This is a genomic window from Kitasatospora sp. NPDC059673 (genome assembly GCF_042734215.1).
Classification (GTDB): Bacteria; Actinomycetota; Actinomycetes; order Streptomycetales; family Streptomycetaceae; genus Kitasatospora.
The window spans coordinates 116,565-129,605 of record NZ_JBHWEN010000007.1; the positions used below are offsets into that span (position 1 = coordinate 116,565).

Sequence of the window (13,041 nt, forward strand, 5' to 3'; positions counted from 1 at the left end):
TCCACGCGCCCCGCGGCGGGCGGCTCCCGGGCCCGCGTGGCCTCCTCATCCACCAGTGTGCCGCGCCCGGGTGCTCAGCGCTGGGCGGGCGGTGCGGGGTGCACGGGAACGGCGACCAGGACGGCCGAGCCGGAGTGCACCTCGAAGCGGGCGATCGCCGACGGGGCCAGTCCGGTGCCGCCGCCGGTGCGCAGTTCGGTGCGGCCGCCGTAGCCGGTGGCGGGGACGGCCCAGCTGGTGACGGTCTGCCGCGATCCGTCCGTACCGACGGCGACCAGGCTGCAACTCTGCGGGCCCGACACGTGGCCGAGGTCGAGGCTGATCCGGCTGCCCCAGGCGGCCGGGTCGACGCCGACCGTGGCGGACACTCCGGTGTTCGCGTCGGTGGCACTGAACTGCTGGGCCGCGACGGCGACTTGGGGCCCTTCGGTGAGCGCCCAGGTGACCGCGGGCCCGCCCAGCGCGAGGATCGCCGCCACCGCGGCCAGCACCAGCCGCCGCACCTTGGCGCGCCGCCGCTCGGTCACCACCTGCCCGACCAGCCGGTCCAGCAGCTCGGGCGGCGGCCCGTCCGGCTCCGCGACGGCCGGGGCGTTCTCCGGGCTTGCGGCGGGCGCGAGTTCGGCCAGCAGCTCGGTGACGGGGCCGAGCCGGGCGGCCTCGGCGATGCAGCGCGGGCAGTGCGCGAGGTGGGCGGCGAACCGGGCCTCCTGTTCGGGTTCGAGCACGCCGAGCAGGTGGGCGGCGAGGTCCTGATGCGGATCCCCGGCCGGACCGAGGTGCTCGTGGGGGGTGGTCATGGTGTCACTCCCCGTTCCTCCAGGGCGAGCCGGAGGGCTCGCAGGGCGTAGTAGAGCCGGGACCGGACGGTGCCGGGCGGGACGCCCAGGACGGCGGCGGCCTCGGTGGCGGTGCGTCCGCGCAGATACGTCTCGGTGATCGCGCTGCGGTGCGCCTCGGACAGCGAGTCGAGCGCGTCAGTGAGGGTCATCAGCCGCAGCACGCGGTCGAGTTCGTCCTCGGCGGGGATCCGTTCCAGTTCGCCGTCGGGGACTTCGCGGGGCCGGGCGCTCTGGCCGCGCCGGCTGTCGATGACGATCCGCCGGGCGACGGTGGCCAGCCAGGGCCGCAGGCTGCGGCGGTCGGTGTCGAGCCGGTCCAGGTGCCGCCAGGCGCGGACCAGGGTCTCCTGGACGACGTCCTCGGCGCGTTGGCGGTCGCCGCCGACCAAGTGCAGCACCATCCCGTACAGCGGGCGCGCGTGCTCGCGGTACAGGAGGCGCATCAGCCGGTCCTCGGCGGCGGGACCGGTGGGGCCCGCGGGACGGGTCCGGCCGGTCGCGGCGCCGTCGTGACCGGTGGTGCGGGGGTGCTCGGCCACGGCGCCATCCTCGCGCGGGTGCCGGTGCGGGTCGATCCGGGACGGCGGGTGCGGGGCGCGCGGCTGCCGGTGCGGGGCGCGCGGCGGGCCGGGGTTCTCAAGTCCGGCCCGGCCGGTGTCGATAATCGTGCCAGGGGTGCGGCGCGGGCGCCCGCGCCGCACTCCCTCGGCTCCGGCCGCCATTCCCGGGCCCGATCAGTACCCGCCGCCGGACGGCATGCTCGGCCCGGAGCCGGACATCGGCATCGCCTTGTCGCCGGTCGGGGTGGTCGCCCACCAGGTGCCGCCGACGCCCTGGCCGTTGGTCTGGCCGGGCTTGGTGTCGGGGGTGTAGCGGTACAACGGCCAGCCGTTCAGGGTGACTTGATGGGTGCCGTCGGGGCGGGTGACGGTGGAGACCAGCTTGGCGTCGATGCCCTTGAGCGCGGGCGCGCCGCTGCCGGTGGTGAGTTCGGGCGGCCAGAGGGTGGCACAGTCGCCGGTGCAGTGCGAGGCCGACGGGTTGTTGGTGTCCTGGTCGAAGCGGTACAGGGTGAATCCCTGCCCGTCGGTGACCAGGGTGCCGAGGGTGCCGTTGTGCTCGGTCATCAGCGTGGTCTGGGCCTGGCTGCCGCTGTGCATGGTGGTGGAGGAGCTGCTGCCGCCGCCACTGCTGCCGCAGCCGGCGATCAGTGCGGCGGCGGCCAGGGCACCGGCGGCGAGCATGGTGACGCGGCGGGCGCTGGGGGCCGTTCGGCCGGTGGTGGTCATGGGCTTTCTCCCGTCCGGGAGGGGGCGGTCGGCCGGGCCGCCGGATTGCCGGGCCCGGGGTTCGACCGGTTCGCCCGGGGGTACGTACGGCAGGTCCCGAACGTTCAGCGGAAGTCGGGCGCCCGGAATAGTTCCGCAGGTGGCGGGGTTGTGGCGGGCGTGGGTCCGAGACCGGGCCCGCTTCGGAGAGACCCGGCTGTGGAAGGCAGGTGGCGGCGATGAGCACGGTGGAACTGACCAAGGACAACTTCGACGAGGTGGTCCAGGGTGAGGACGGCAAGGGGTTCGTCCTGATCGACTTCTGGGCGGCCTGGTGCGGTCCCTGCCGCCAGTTCGCGCCGGTCTTCGAGCGGGCCGCCGAGAAGCACACGGACATCACCTTCGCGAAGGTGGACACCGAGGCGCAGCAGGAGCTCGCGGCGGCGTTCGAGATCCGGTCGATCCCGACGCTGGCGATCATCCGCGAGGGTGTCCTGGTCTTCGCCCAGCCGGGCGCGCTCCCCGAGGCGGCCCTGGAAGATCTGATCGGCCAGGCCCGCAAGCTCGACATGGCCGAGGTGCACGCGGGCGTGGCGGCGCAGAACGCCGCGAAGAACTGACGCGCACCGCAGGCCGGTTGACGGCTTGACGCCACGGAAGGGGCGCCGGGAATCTCCCGGCGCCCCTTCGTCGTGCCCGCATCCGTCGCGCTTCCGCCGTATCCGCCGCGTTTCGCGTGGCGTGCTTCGCGTGGCGTGCTTCGCGTGGCGTGCTTCGCGTGGGCAGCGCAAAGGCCCGCCGGGCGGCTCGGAAGCCGCTCGGCGGGCCGTGCGGGTGGGCTCAGCCGAGGGTGGGCTCAGTTGAGCGTGGCGTTCATCTCCCACTGGAGCAGCTCGGCCCCGTCCGGCCCGGCGGTGACCCGCTGGCCCTCGGCGCCGGTGATGCGCAGGGCGTCGCCCTCGTGCAGCAGTCCGGCGCCTTCGACGGCGGCCTCGCCGCGTGCCACGTAGAGGTGGACGAACGGGGCGGTGGCGAGTTCCAGCGTCTCGTTCGGGCGGACCCGGGCGACGTGCAGCGCGGCGTGCTTCTGCCGGATGCCGATCGCCCGCTGGTTGGCGTGCTTGCCCATGCCGGACGCGAGGGTGGTCCAACCGCCCTGGGCGAGCTGGTCGTTGATGTCGAGCTGCTCGTAGCCGGGGACGATTCCGGCGGTGTCCGGGATGGTCCACATCTGGATGAAGCGGACCGGGTTCTGGTGCTGCGGCTCGCCGGTGATCGTCCAGGAGTCGTTCTTCTCGCTGTGCAGGATGCCGGTGCCGGCGCTCATCCGCTGGGCGAGGCCCGGGTAGATGACGCCGTTGTGGCCTTCGGAGTCCTGGTGGACCAGGCCGCCGTCGAGCACCCAGGTGATGATCTCCATGTCCCGGTGCGGGTGGGTGTCGAAGCCGGTGCCGGGGGCGACGATGTCGTCGTTGGAGACCAGCAGCAGGCCGAAGTGGGTGTTGGCCGGGTCCCAGTGGCGGGAGAACGAGAAGGAGTGCTTGGAGTCCAGCCAGCCGGCGCGGGTGTGGAAGCGCTGGTCGGCGCGGCGCAGGTCGATCGTGGATGCCATCGGGTCCTCCTCCGTCGGGGTGTTGTTGAATCGTAAACCATTCTCCGGCTCGGTGCATTCCGCCACGCCCCGGCCGCCGGTCGCGGCGCGCTGCCGTGCGACTGTCGGACCCCCGGAGGAGACTGCTGCGGGACCGTGCACAACCGAGTTCCGGATGGTTCACGATGAGCGACGTACGGGATGTCCTGCTGGCCGTCGGCACGCAGAAGGGCCTTTTCCTGGGCCGCAGTTCGGGCCGCGAGAAGTGGGAGTTCAGCGGCCCGCACTTCCAGATGAACGCGATCTACTCGGTGGGCATCGACCGCCGGGGCGGGCGCACCCGGCTGCTGGTGGGGGCGGACAGCAGCCACTGGGGCCCGTCGGTGTGGTGGTCGGACGATCTCGGCGTCACCTGGCAGGAGCCGTCCAGGCCGGCGGTGCGCTTCCCCGAGCGGACGGGCGCCTCGCTGGAGCGGGTGTGGCAGTTGCAGCCGGCCGGCGAGGAGGCGCCGGGGGTGGTGTACGCGGGCACCGAGCCGGCCGCGCTGTTCCGCTCCACCGACGGCGGCGAGTCCTTCTCCCTGGTCGACGCGCTGTGGGACCACCCTCAGCGCGAGCACTGGGGCGCCGGTTTCGGCGGCCAGGGCATGCACACCGTGGTCACCGATCCCCGCGACGCGGACGTGCTGGCGGTCGCGGTCTCCTCCGGCGGCGTCTACCGCACCACCGACGGCGGGCGCAGCTGGGAGCCGTCCAACACCGGGATCCGGGCGGACTTCCTGCCGGACCGCTTCCCCGAGTACGGCCAGTGCGTGCACAAGATGGCCCGGGACGCGGGCGATCCCGACCGGCTGTACCTGCAGAACCACGGCGGGGTGTATCGCAGCGACGACACCGGCCGGACCTGGGAGTCGATCTCCGGCGGCCTGCCCGCCGACTTCGGTTTCAGCGTGGCCGCCCACCCGCACACCCCGGGCACCGCGTACCTGTTCCCGCTGGACGCCGACTACGCCCGCCTGCCGGTGGAGCGCCGCTGCCGGGTCTTCCGCACCACCGACGCGGGCGAGACCTGGCAGCCGCTGGAGACCGGCCTGCCGCACGAGAACCACTACGGCGTCGTCCTGCGCGACGCCCTGTGCACCGACGACGCCGAGCCGGCGGGCGTCTACTTCGGCAACCGCAACGGCGAGGTGTACGGCTCGGCGGACGGCGGCGAGAGCTGGTCGCTGCTCACCGCGCACCTGCCGGACGTGCTCTGCGTGCGCGCCGCGACCATCTGACCGATCGATCAGGCGTCGGCGGCGCGCAGGCGGTCGGCGACGGTGCCGAGGCTGTCGGCCAGGGCGGCCAGCTGCTGCGGGGTGAGCACGTCGATCAGCGTGTCGCGGACAGCCGCGACATGCCCCGGCGCGGCGGCCCGGAGCGTCCGCCAGCCCTGCTCGGTGAGTTCGGCGAACACGCCGCGCACGTCGCTGGGGCAGGAGCGGCGGCCGACCAGTCCGGCCTTCTCCAGCTGGGTGACCTGATAGGTCAGGCCGCTCTTGGAGGTGACCAGCCGGTCGGCCAGGTCGGTCATCCGCAACGAGCCGCCGGGGGCGGCGGACAGCTGCACCAGGATCTCGTACTGGGTGTGCGACAGCCCCGCGTCGTCCTTGAGCTGACGCTCCAGTCGGCGGGCGACCAGGTTGGTGGCCTCGACGAATCCGCGCCAGGCGGCCATCTCGGTCTCGTCGAGCCAGCGGGGTTCGTCCATGCCTCGCATCCTACTCCGGTTGTTCAAATTTGAACTCAGGTGTACTGTCGAAAGCGTGGTTCAAATTTGAACCACACCCGGACGGCACGCACCAAGCCAGGAGGACGGACCCATGAGCACCGCCACCACCGAGCGCATGCCCGCTCTCTACCTCTCGCACGGCGCGCCCCCGCTCGCCGACGACCCGATCTGGCCCGGCCAGCTCGCCGCCTGGTCCGCCGACCTGCCCCGCCCCAAGGCGATCCTGATGGTCTCCGCGCACTGGGAGGAGGCACCGCTGGCGATCGGCGCGGTGCGGACCATCCCCCTGGTGTACGACTTCTGGGGCTTCCCCGAGCACTACTACCAGGTCCGGTACGCCGCCCCCGGCGCGCCCGAACTCGCCGACTCCGTCCGCAAGTTGCTGCGCACCGCCGGCACCCCCGTGCAGGACGTGCCGGACCGGGGCCTCGACCACGGCGCGTACGTCCCGCTGGTCGAGATGTACCCCGGCGCCGACATCCCCGTCCTGCAGATCTCGCTGCCCACCCTCGACCCGCAGGAACTGCTGGCAATCGGCCGCAAGCTCGCCCCGCTGCGTGACGAGGGCGTCCTGATCGTCGGCTCCGGCTTCTTCACCCACAACCTGCGCGCCCTCTCCCCCGAGGGCCGGATCAGCTCCGTGATGGCCGAGTTCGACGACTGGGGCCGCCGCGCCCTGGAGGCCCGCGACCTCGACGCCCTGCTCGACTTCGAACACAAGGCCCCCGCTGGACGCCTCGCCCACCCCCGCACCGAACACTTCGCCCCGCTCTTCGTCACCCTCGGCGCGGGCGAGGCCGACCTCGGCGAACAGCGCAGCGTCATCGACGGCTTCTGGATGGGCCTGGCCAAGCGCTCGATCCAACTCGGCTGACATACCCACAGGAACATCCACCCGTCGCCCCCCTCTGGCAGGATGACCCGCCGGAGGGGGGTGCACTGTGATCGAGAACCGGGCGCCGCGGTGGTTCCGGGCGCGGTACTGCCTGCTGCTCACCGTCCTGGCCTGGACGGCAAGCGCACTGGCCCTCGTCCCCGCCGACGCGGCCGAGCGCCGGCTCGCCCGCTGCCTGGACAGCCCGGGCGTGCCGATGTGGGCGATGGTGCTCGCGGTCGCCGGGATCGCGCTGAACATCGCCACGATCGGCTGGGCGGTCGCGCAACTCGTCGTGGTGCTGCGCCGCGAGCACCGGCGGGTCAGCACCGGGCACGCCGTACTGGCGGTGGTGCTGCCGCTGTCGCTGCTGGCCGTGGTGCTGCAACTACTGGTACTGACTGCCGTCCACGACGGGCTGGGACCGCACCCGAGCCCCTGCTTCGGCTCCGCCCCGCTGCTGCCCGGCGCTCAGTAGCCGCAGGTGAAGCGCTCGCCGTGGTGGCGGGGCGTCTCCAGTTCGTCCACCAGAGCGGTCGCGAAGTCCGGCAGGGAGATGGTGGACAGGCCGTCCGGGGTGGCGACCAGTTCGTCGGTGGCGGTGCGGTAGGCGCCGGTGCGCTCGCCCGGCAGCAGGCTCTGCGGCGGGCTGAGCACCGTCCAGTCCAGGTCGCTGACGGTGCGCAGGTACTCCAGCGCGCGACCGTGCGCCCGCATCACCTCCAGCTGGCGCGGCGTCACCGACGGATCGTCCCACAGCCGGGTGCCGGCCGGGGTGGTCAGGCTGCCGGCGCTGCCGACAACCAGCAACCTCGGTGCCCGATCGGCGAGTTGACGCAGCCCCGCGACCAGCGCGTGCGCGGCCGGTTCGATCAGCCGCCCCCGGCCCGGACCGTCCCCGCCGCCGACCGCGCTCACCAGTACCTCGACCCCCGCCGCGACCCGCGCCACGTCCGCCGGGTCCAGCACGTCCCCGCGCTCCACGCTGATCGCCAGCCCCTGGTACTCCTCCGGCCGCCGCACCACCGCCGTCACCTGATGCCCCCGCGCCAGCGCCTCGGTCACCACACACCGACCGATCTCCCCGTTGGCCCCGACCACCACCACCCGCATACCCGACCAGCCTCCCGCTCCACCAGCCCGACCCCCCATCAGACCACGACGCCGGCCACCCGACCGGCAACGAAACCCGCTGCGCAACCCGCTGCGCGGGGCCGGGAGCGGGGGCAGGAGCGAGGCCGGGAGCGGGGCGGAGCGGGGCCGGGAACGGGGCGGGGCGGGGGCGCAAACCGCTGCACGGGGCTGGGAACGGGAGCGGGGGCAGGGGCAGCAGCGGGGGCGGGAGCAGCGCAGGAGCACGGGCGGGAGCGGGGCCGGGAACAGCGGCAGGAGCAGGGCTGGGAGCGGGGGCGGGAGCAGGGCCGGGAGCGGGAGCGGGGACGCAAACCGCTGCCCCGGGCCGGAAACCGGGGCGGGAGCGGGGGTGCGGACCGCTCCGCCGGGCAGCAGCGGGAATCCGTCGCGCCCGCAGGGCCCGCGGGGCCACGGGCGGCGCGCATGGGGGATGGTGCGCCGAGTTGCACGCGGGCCCCGCCGAGGAGCCGCCCCGCCCGCGTCCGGCTGTCGGCGCCGAAGCCCACTCGCTGCGCGGGCCGGTGCGGTCGGGGGTGGCGGGGTAGGAGTGTGGGCACCGGACGGCGAGAGGGGTGGCGGGTGGACGGGCTGGTGGCGGATCTGATGGCCGAGGGGGCGGAACTGGACTCCCTGGTGGCGGAGTTGGGGGCGGCAGGGTGGGAAGTGGGGACACCGGCGGCGGGGTGGACGGTGGCGCACCAGGTGTCGCATCTGGCGTGGACGGACCGGTGGACGCTGCTCGCGGCGCGGGACCCGGAGGGGTTCGCGGCCGCGCTGGAGCGGGAGTTCGCGGACGGGATGGCGGCGGTGGACCAAGGGGCGGCGGAGGGGGTCGGCGAGGAGCCGACCGCGTTGCTGGAGCGCTGGCGCGCGGGCCGGGCCGAGGTGGCCCGGGTGCTGGCGAAGGTGCCGGAGGACGTGCGGTTGCCGTGGTTCGGACCGCCGATGAAGGCCCGGTCGATGCTGACGGCCCGTTTGATGGAGACCTGGGCGCACGGGCAGGACGTCGCGGACGCGCTCGGCGTGGACCGCACCCCCACCGACCGTCTGCGGCACATCGCCCATCTGGGCGTCCGCACCGTCGGCTTCGCGTTCGCCGCGCACGGCCTGCCCGCCCCCACCGACCCGATCCGCTTCGAACTCCGCTCCCCCGGGGGCCAGTTGTGGACGTGGGGCGAGGAGGACGCCGACGACCGGGTGTCCGGCCCGGCGCTGGACTTCTGCCTGCTGGTCACCCAGCGCCGTCACCGCGACGACCTCGCCCTGACCGTCGAGGGCGACATCGCCCGTGCCTGGCTGCCGTACGCCCAGGCGTTCGCGGGGCCGCCCGGCGAGGGGCGCGAACCGCTGCGGTGAGGCCGACTCGACGGCTGGTCAGTTCCCTTCGAGACAGGCCGGCCCACCGGGCGTCGATGTGTAACTGCCCGAACCGCTGACCGTGAGCAGATCGATGTTGTGCGAGCCGCCAGGGCCGTAACCGAGCTCGGTGATGCGCCGGCACAGGGCCCGAGCCTGGTCCCGGGTGGTGTCGTCCGCGACGTGGACCTGGACGGTGTACGAAGCGCGGCCGGTGACGGACGTCTCGGCCGGCATGGAGGAGTAGGTGCCCTCGGCAACGTGCGGCAGGCAGCGAATCTCGTCCGGGAGCGGGCCCGCTCAACCGCCCATCCAGCTCTCGGTGGGGCTGGGCGCCACGCTGCAGGCGGGCCCGGGCCCGATCGGGCACACACCGTACCGGTGCCGGCAAACGCTTTCCGAAGCCGGTCCGGAGATCGCTGCCGGGCCGTCAGACACCGCCGGGGCCCGACGCGGCAACCGGTCAGGGCCGGCAGGCGGGCAGGCCGGGCAGTGACCTGTAGGTGGCGGGTCCTCTGACGGTGAGCACGTCGATGTGGTGCTCGCCGCCGGGGGTGTACCCGAGTGCGGTGATGCGCAGGCACAGCGCCCGGGTCTGGTCGCGGGTGGTGCCGTCCGTGACATCGACCGTCAGGGTGGTCGCGCCTGGGCGGGTTGAGGAGAGGTCGGTCGGCAGGTAGGAGTAGATGCCCCCGAGCACGTGCGGCAGGCAGCGGATCTCGTCCGGGAGCGGGCCCGACCAGCTGCCCTCCGCGCTCATGGTGGGGCTGGGTTCGGCGCTGCAGGCGGGCCCGGGAGCGGCAGTGCCGACGGGGGCGGCCTGCTGCTTGTCGGCGGTGCAGCCGGTGACGGCGAGAGCGGCTGCGGCGAGGGTGACGGCGAGACGTCCGGACATGGCCTCTCCTCCACGGTCGGGGTACACACCGTACCGGCGTCGATGAGCGCGCACAGCAGGTCGAGACGACCTGACGTACCGTCAAATGCCAAGCCGCAGCGGCGAGATGCGCGTCGCGACCAGATTCGTCGCGCCATGGGTGCGTTCGACGGTGCCGTGGATGAGCAGGCCGGCGCGTTCCAGGACGGTGCGGCGGTGGGCCTCCCACACGGGGCGGTTGCAGATGACGTTGATCAGGCCGGTCTCGTCCTCCAGGCTGAGGAAGAGGACGCCGCCGGCGGTGGGTGGGCGTTGGCGGTGGGTGACCAGGGCGCCGATCACCACGGGGGTGCCGGGCGGGACGTGCTGGAGCTGGGCGGCGGTGACGGCGCCGGAGCGGTGCAGGGCCTCGCGCAGGTGTTGGACGGGGTGGCTGGTGGCGGAGCTGCCGGTGGCCCACAGGTCGGCGATGGTCTCCTCGACGGGGGTCATCGCGGGCAGTGGCGGGGCGTCGGCGCCGGGGAGGGTGCCGGGCAGTGAGTCGGGGTCGGTGGCGGCGTACAGGCCGGCCGACCAGAGGGCCTGGCGGCGGCTCAGTCCGAAGCAGGAGAACGCGCCGGCGGTGGCGAGGGCCTCCATGATCGGCCTGGGCAGGGCGGTGCGGCGGGCGAAGTCCTCCAGGTCGGTGTAGGGGCGCCCGGCGGCGATGGTCTCGGCCTGGGCCTGGCCGAGGCCGCGGACCGAGGTGAGGCCGAGCCGGATCGCGGCCTGCGGGGTCCCGGCCGTGAGGGGATGCGGGTAGGACGGGTGCCGCCCGGGTTCCAGGGTGGGGCCGGGGGCGCTGACCGCGACGTCCACCGCGCGCACCCGTACGCCGTGCCGGCGGACGTCGGTGATCAGGCTGAGCGGGGAGTAGAAGCCCATCGGCTGGTTGGCGAGCAGCGCGCAGGTGAACGCCGCCGGGTGGTGGTACTTGAGCCAGGCGCTGGCCCACACCAGGTAGGCGAAGCTGATCGCGTGCGACTCGGGGAAGCCGTAGCTGGAGAAGGCCTCGATCTTGGTGTAGACGTCCTCGGCGGTCTCCGGCGGGATGCCGCGTGCGGCCATGCCTTCCAGCAGGCGGCCGCGCAGCACGGCGACCCGCTCCAGGGAGCGTTTGGCGCCCATCGCCTGCCGGAGCCGGTCGGCCTCGTCGGGGCTGAATCCGGCGCAGTCGATGGCGAGTTGCATCATCTGTTCCTGGAACAGCGGGACGCCGAGGGTCTTGGCGAGGGCGCGTTCCATGCTGGGGTGCGGGATCTCGACGGGTTCGACGCCGTCGCGGCGGCGCAGGTAGGGGTGGACGGAGCCGCCCTGGATCGGGCCGGGGCGGATCAGTGCGACCTCGACCACCAGGTCGTAGAAGTGCTGGGGTTTGAGCCGGGGCAGGGTGGCCATCTGGGCGCGCGACTCGACCTGGAACACACCGACGGTGTCGGCCCGGCAGAGCATCTCGTAGACCTTGGGGTCGTGTTTGGGGATGGTGGCGAGGTCGAGCCGCTCGCCGTAGTGCTGTTCGATCAGGTCGCAGGCGTCGTGCAGGGCGGCGAGCATGCCGAGGCCGAGCAGGTCGATCTTGACGAGTCCGGCGCCGGCGGTGGAGTCCTTGTCCCACTGGAGGACGGAGCGGCCCGGCATCCGGGCCCATTCGGTGGGGCAGATCTCGCCGACGGGTTCCCGGGTGAGCACCATGCCGCCGGAGTGGATGCCCAAGTGGCGTGGCAGGCCGTGGAGTTGGCTGCCGAGGTCGAGGACGTCGGCGGGGATCACGGCGTCGTCCTGGACGGTACCGTGGAACTCGACCTGCCGGGTGAAGGCGTCCACCTGCTCGGACGGGTAGCCGAGCGCCCGCGCGGCGTCGCGCAGCGCGAGCCGGGGCCGGTAGGTGATGACGTTGGCGACCTGGGCGGCGTGGGCGCGGCCGTAGCGCCCGTACACGTACTGGATGACCTCCTCGCGGCGGCGGTTCTCGATGTCGAGGTCGATGTCGGGCGGCCCGTCGCGGGCCACGCTGAGGAAGCGTTCGAACAGCAGGCCGTAGTGGACGGGATCGACGGCGGTGATGCCGAGGGCGTAGCAGACGGCGGAGTTGGCGGCGGAGCCGCGGCCCTGGCACCAGATGTTCTCGCGGCGGCAGAAGTCGACGATGTCGTGGACGATCAGGAAGTACCCGGCGAGGTCGCGGGTCTCGATCACGTCGAGTTCGCGGGCGAGTTGGCGGCGGGCCTTGTCGTTGCCGGGGTCGAAGCGCCGCGGTCCGGCCTCGGCGACCAGGGCGCGCAGATGGCTGCTCTCGGTGCGGCCGTCGGGGACGGGGTAGCCGGGCAGTCGCGGGTCGAGGGTGGAGAAGTCGAAGGCGCAGGCCCGGGCGAGGTCGACGGTGGCCTGCTGGACGCCGGGGAACCTGCGCAGCCGGTTCGCCATCTCCCGCCCGGAGCGCAGGTGCGCGGTGCCGGCGGCCATGGTGTACGGGGCGGCCTGCTCCAGGGTGCGGCGTTCGTGCAGGGCGGCCAGGGTCTGGGCGAGCCGGCCCTGCGCGGGCGCGGCGTGGTGGACGTTGTTGGTGGCGACCAGCGGCAGCGCGGTGCGGGCGGCGAGGGCGGCGAGGCGGTCGTTGCGCAGATCGTCGCCGGGCAGCCGGTGGTCGGTCAGTTCGACGTACACGTTCTGCGGCCCGAACGCCTCGGTGAGGGTGCGGAGTTGCTGTTCGGCGGCGTCCTCGCCGGCGGTCTCCAGGGCGTGCCGGACCCGGCCGCGACGGCAGCCGGAAAGCACCGCCCAGTGGCCGTGGTGGGCGTCGGCGAGCTCCTCGAACGCGTAGCGCGGGTTGTTCTTGGCGCCGCCGCGCAGTTGGGCGGCGCTGATCGCGGCGGACAGCCGCCGGTAGCCCTCCGGGTCGCGGGCCAGCACCAGCAGGTGGTCCTCCGGGCCGAGGGTGAGTTCGGCGCCGAACACGGTGCGGATGCCGGTGCCCTTGGCGGCCTCGGCCAGCCGGACCGCCCCGTAGAACCCGTCGTGGTCGGTGATCGCCACCGTCTCGATTCCCAACGCGACTGCCTCGTCGAGCAGTTGCTCCGGATCGCTGGCGCCGTCGAGGAAGCTGAACGCCGAATGGACGTGCAGCTCGGCCCACGGGACGGCGCCCTTCGGCGGCGCGGGCCGGGGGCGTTCGGGCTCCTCGGGGGCGTGCGGAACGGGGGTGCCCGCGCCGGACATCCGGCGTTGCAGCTCCGTCCAGGGGAGCGAGGGGTGGCTGGTGAATCCCATCGCGGGTGGTGCTCCGGTCTCG

Annotated in this window: 14 protein-coding genes; 5 read left to right on the plus strand and 9 right to left on the minus strand. The window is 73.6% G+C overall.

Annotated elements, in window-relative coordinates:
* Positions 1–74 precede the first annotated feature (74 nt).
* The 3 genes from ACFV18_RS11225 to ACFV18_RS11235 form a co-directional block, all read right to left on the minus strand.
* Positions 75–800 (minus strand): anti-sigma factor family protein, encoded by a 726-nt coding sequence (locus ACFV18_RS11225; protein ID WP_380481739.1) that lies wholly within the window; start codon positions 798–800, stop codon positions 75–77.
* Positions 797–1,381 carry a sigma-70 family RNA polymerase sigma factor gene (locus ACFV18_RS11230; protein WP_380481740.1) on the minus strand — a complete coding sequence of 195 codons (585 nt, stop codon included), beginning with the start codon at positions 1,379–1,381 and terminating at the stop codon, positions 797–799. Before ACFV18_RS11230 ends, ACFV18_RS11225 begins: the two co-directional genes overlap by 4 nt.
* 195 nt (positions 1,382–1,576) lie before the next feature.
* Positions 1,577–2,131, minus strand: coding sequence for a hypothetical protein (locus ACFV18_RS11235; RefSeq protein WP_380481742.1), 555 nt, complete (start codon positions 2,129–2,131; stop codon positions 1,577–1,579).
* A gap of 218 nt (positions 2,132–2,349) precedes the next feature.
* Here ACFV18_RS11235 and trxA point away from each other — a divergent pair, with 218 nt between their 5' ends.
* Positions 2,350–2,730, plus strand: coding sequence for a thioredoxin (gene trxA / locus ACFV18_RS11240; RefSeq protein WP_380481744.1), 381 nt, complete (start codon positions 2,350–2,352; stop codon positions 2,728–2,730).
* A 236-nt stretch (positions 2,731–2,966) separates the two neighbouring features.
* Here the strand turns inward: trxA and ACFV18_RS11245 are convergent, their stop codons facing one another.
* Entirely contained in the window at positions 2,967–3,722 is a 756-nt protein-coding gene (locus tag ACFV18_RS11245) for a pirin family protein (RefSeq protein ID WP_380481746.1), read from the minus strand.
* Positions 3,723–3,886: 164 nt separating this feature from the next.
* Between ACFV18_RS11245 and ACFV18_RS11250 the strand changes: the two genes are divergently transcribed.
* Entirely contained in the window at positions 3,887–4,981 is a 1,095-nt protein-coding gene (locus ACFV18_RS11250; RefSeq protein ID WP_380481748.1) for a WD40/YVTN/BNR-like repeat-containing protein, read from the plus strand.
* 8 nt (positions 4,982–4,989) lie between these two features.
* On the opposite strand, the gene ACFV18_RS11255 is transcribed toward ACFV18_RS11250, so the two are convergent.
* Positions 4,990–5,454 carry a MarR family winged helix-turn-helix transcriptional regulator gene (locus tag ACFV18_RS11255; RefSeq protein WP_380481750.1) on the minus strand — a complete coding sequence of 155 codons (465 nt, stop codon included), beginning with the start codon at positions 5,452–5,454 and terminating at the stop codon, positions 4,990–4,992.
* Positions 5,455–5,566: 112 nt separating this feature from the next.
* Here ACFV18_RS11255 and ACFV18_RS11260 point away from each other — a divergent pair, with 112 nt between their 5' ends.
* Together ACFV18_RS11260 and ACFV18_RS11265 are read left to right on the plus strand one after the other, a co-directional pair.
* Entirely contained in the window at positions 5,567–6,349 is a 783-nt protein-coding gene (locus ACFV18_RS11260; protein WP_380481752.1) for a dioxygenase, read from the plus strand.
* A 67-nt stretch (positions 6,350–6,416) separates the two neighbouring features.
* Positions 6,417–6,827 (plus strand): hypothetical protein, encoded by a 411-nt coding sequence (locus ACFV18_RS11265; RefSeq protein ID WP_380481754.1) that lies wholly within the window; start codon positions 6,417–6,419, stop codon positions 6,825–6,827.
* On the opposite strand, the gene ACFV18_RS11270 is transcribed toward ACFV18_RS11265, so the two are convergent.
* The gene (locus tag ACFV18_RS11270; RefSeq protein WP_380481756.1) at positions 6,821–7,462 is read right to left on the minus strand and encodes an NAD(P)-dependent oxidoreductase; all 642 of its coding nucleotides are present in this window, start codon (positions 7,460–7,462) and stop codon (positions 6,821–6,823) included. The two genes, ACFV18_RS11265 and ACFV18_RS11270, sit on opposite strands and share 7 nt — an antisense overlap.
* A 600-nt stretch (positions 7,463–8,062) precedes the next feature.
* Between ACFV18_RS11270 and ACFV18_RS11275 the strand changes: the two genes are divergently transcribed.
* Complete coding sequence (locus tag ACFV18_RS11275) at positions 8,063–8,839, plus strand: TIGR03084 family metal-binding protein (protein ID WP_380481758.1); 777 nt, start codon at positions 8,063–8,065, stop codon at positions 8,837–8,839.
* 18 nt (positions 8,840–8,857) lie between these two features.
* On the opposite strand, the gene ACFV18_RS11280 is transcribed toward ACFV18_RS11275, so the two are convergent.
* The 3 genes from ACFV18_RS11280 to ACFV18_RS11290 all read right to left on the minus strand — a co-directional run bounded on the left by ACFV18_RS11280 (position 8,858) and on the right by ACFV18_RS11290 (position 13,019).
* A complete protein-coding gene (locus ACFV18_RS11280; protein ID WP_380481759.1) occupies positions 8,858–9,076 on the minus strand; it encodes a hypothetical protein in 219 nt (72 codons plus the stop codon).
* A gap of 226 nt (positions 9,077–9,302) precedes the next feature.
* Entirely contained in the window at positions 9,303–9,734 is a 432-nt protein-coding gene (locus ACFV18_RS11285; RefSeq protein WP_380481761.1) for a hypothetical protein, read from the minus strand.
* A gap of 81 nt (positions 9,735–9,815) precedes the next feature.
* On the minus strand, positions 9,816–13,019 hold the full coding sequence (locus ACFV18_RS11290; protein ID WP_380481763.1) for an error-prone DNA polymerase: 3,204 nt from the start codon (positions 13,017–13,019) through the stop codon (positions 9,816–9,818).
* Between the last annotated feature and the right edge of the window lie 22 nt (positions 13,020–13,041).

What these genes read in the sequence shown, in the direction of transcription:
- ACFV18_RS11225 (WP_380481739.1), bottom strand. Translation starts at nt 800, where the DNA reads ATGACCACCCCCCACGAGCACCTCGGTCCGGCCGGGGATCCGCATCAG.
- ACFV18_RS11235 (WP_380481742.1), bottom strand. Translation starts at nt 2,131, where the DNA reads ATGACCACCACCGGCCGAACGGCCCCCAGCGCCCGCCGCGTCACCATG.
- trxA (WP_380481744.1), top strand. Translation starts at nt 2,350, where the DNA reads ATGAGCACGGTGGAACTGACCAAGGACAACTTCGACGAGGTGGTCCAG.
- ACFV18_RS11245 (WP_380481746.1), bottom strand. Translation starts at nt 3,722, where the DNA reads ATGGCATCCACGATCGACCTGCGCCGCGCCGACCAGCGCTTCCACACC.
- ACFV18_RS11250 (WP_380481748.1), top strand. Translation starts at nt 3,887, where the DNA reads ATGAGCGACGTACGGGATGTCCTGCTGGCCGTCGGCACGCAGAAGGGC.
- ACFV18_RS11255 (WP_380481750.1), bottom strand. Translation starts at nt 5,454, where the DNA reads ATGGACGAACCCCGCTGGCTCGACGAGACCGAGATGGCCGCCTGGCGC.
- ACFV18_RS11260 (WP_380481752.1), top strand. Translation starts at nt 5,567, where the DNA reads ATGAGCACCGCCACCACCGAGCGCATGCCCGCTCTCTACCTCTCGCAC.
- ACFV18_RS11270 (WP_380481756.1), bottom strand. Translation starts at nt 7,462, where the DNA reads ATGCGGGTGGTGGTGGTCGGGGCCAACGGGGAGATCGGTCGGTGTGTG.
- ACFV18_RS11280 (WP_380481759.1), bottom strand. Translation starts at nt 9,076, where the DNA reads ATGCCGGCCGAGACGTCCGTCACCGGCCGCGCTTCGTACACCGTCCAG.
- ACFV18_RS11285 (WP_380481761.1), bottom strand. Translation starts at nt 9,734, where the DNA reads ATGTCCGGACGTCTCGCCGTCACCCTCGCCGCAGCCGCTCTCGCCGTC.
- ACFV18_RS11290 (WP_380481763.1), bottom strand. Translation starts at nt 13,019, where the DNA reads ATGGGATTCACCAGCCACCCCTCGCTCCCCTGGACGGAGCTGCAACGC.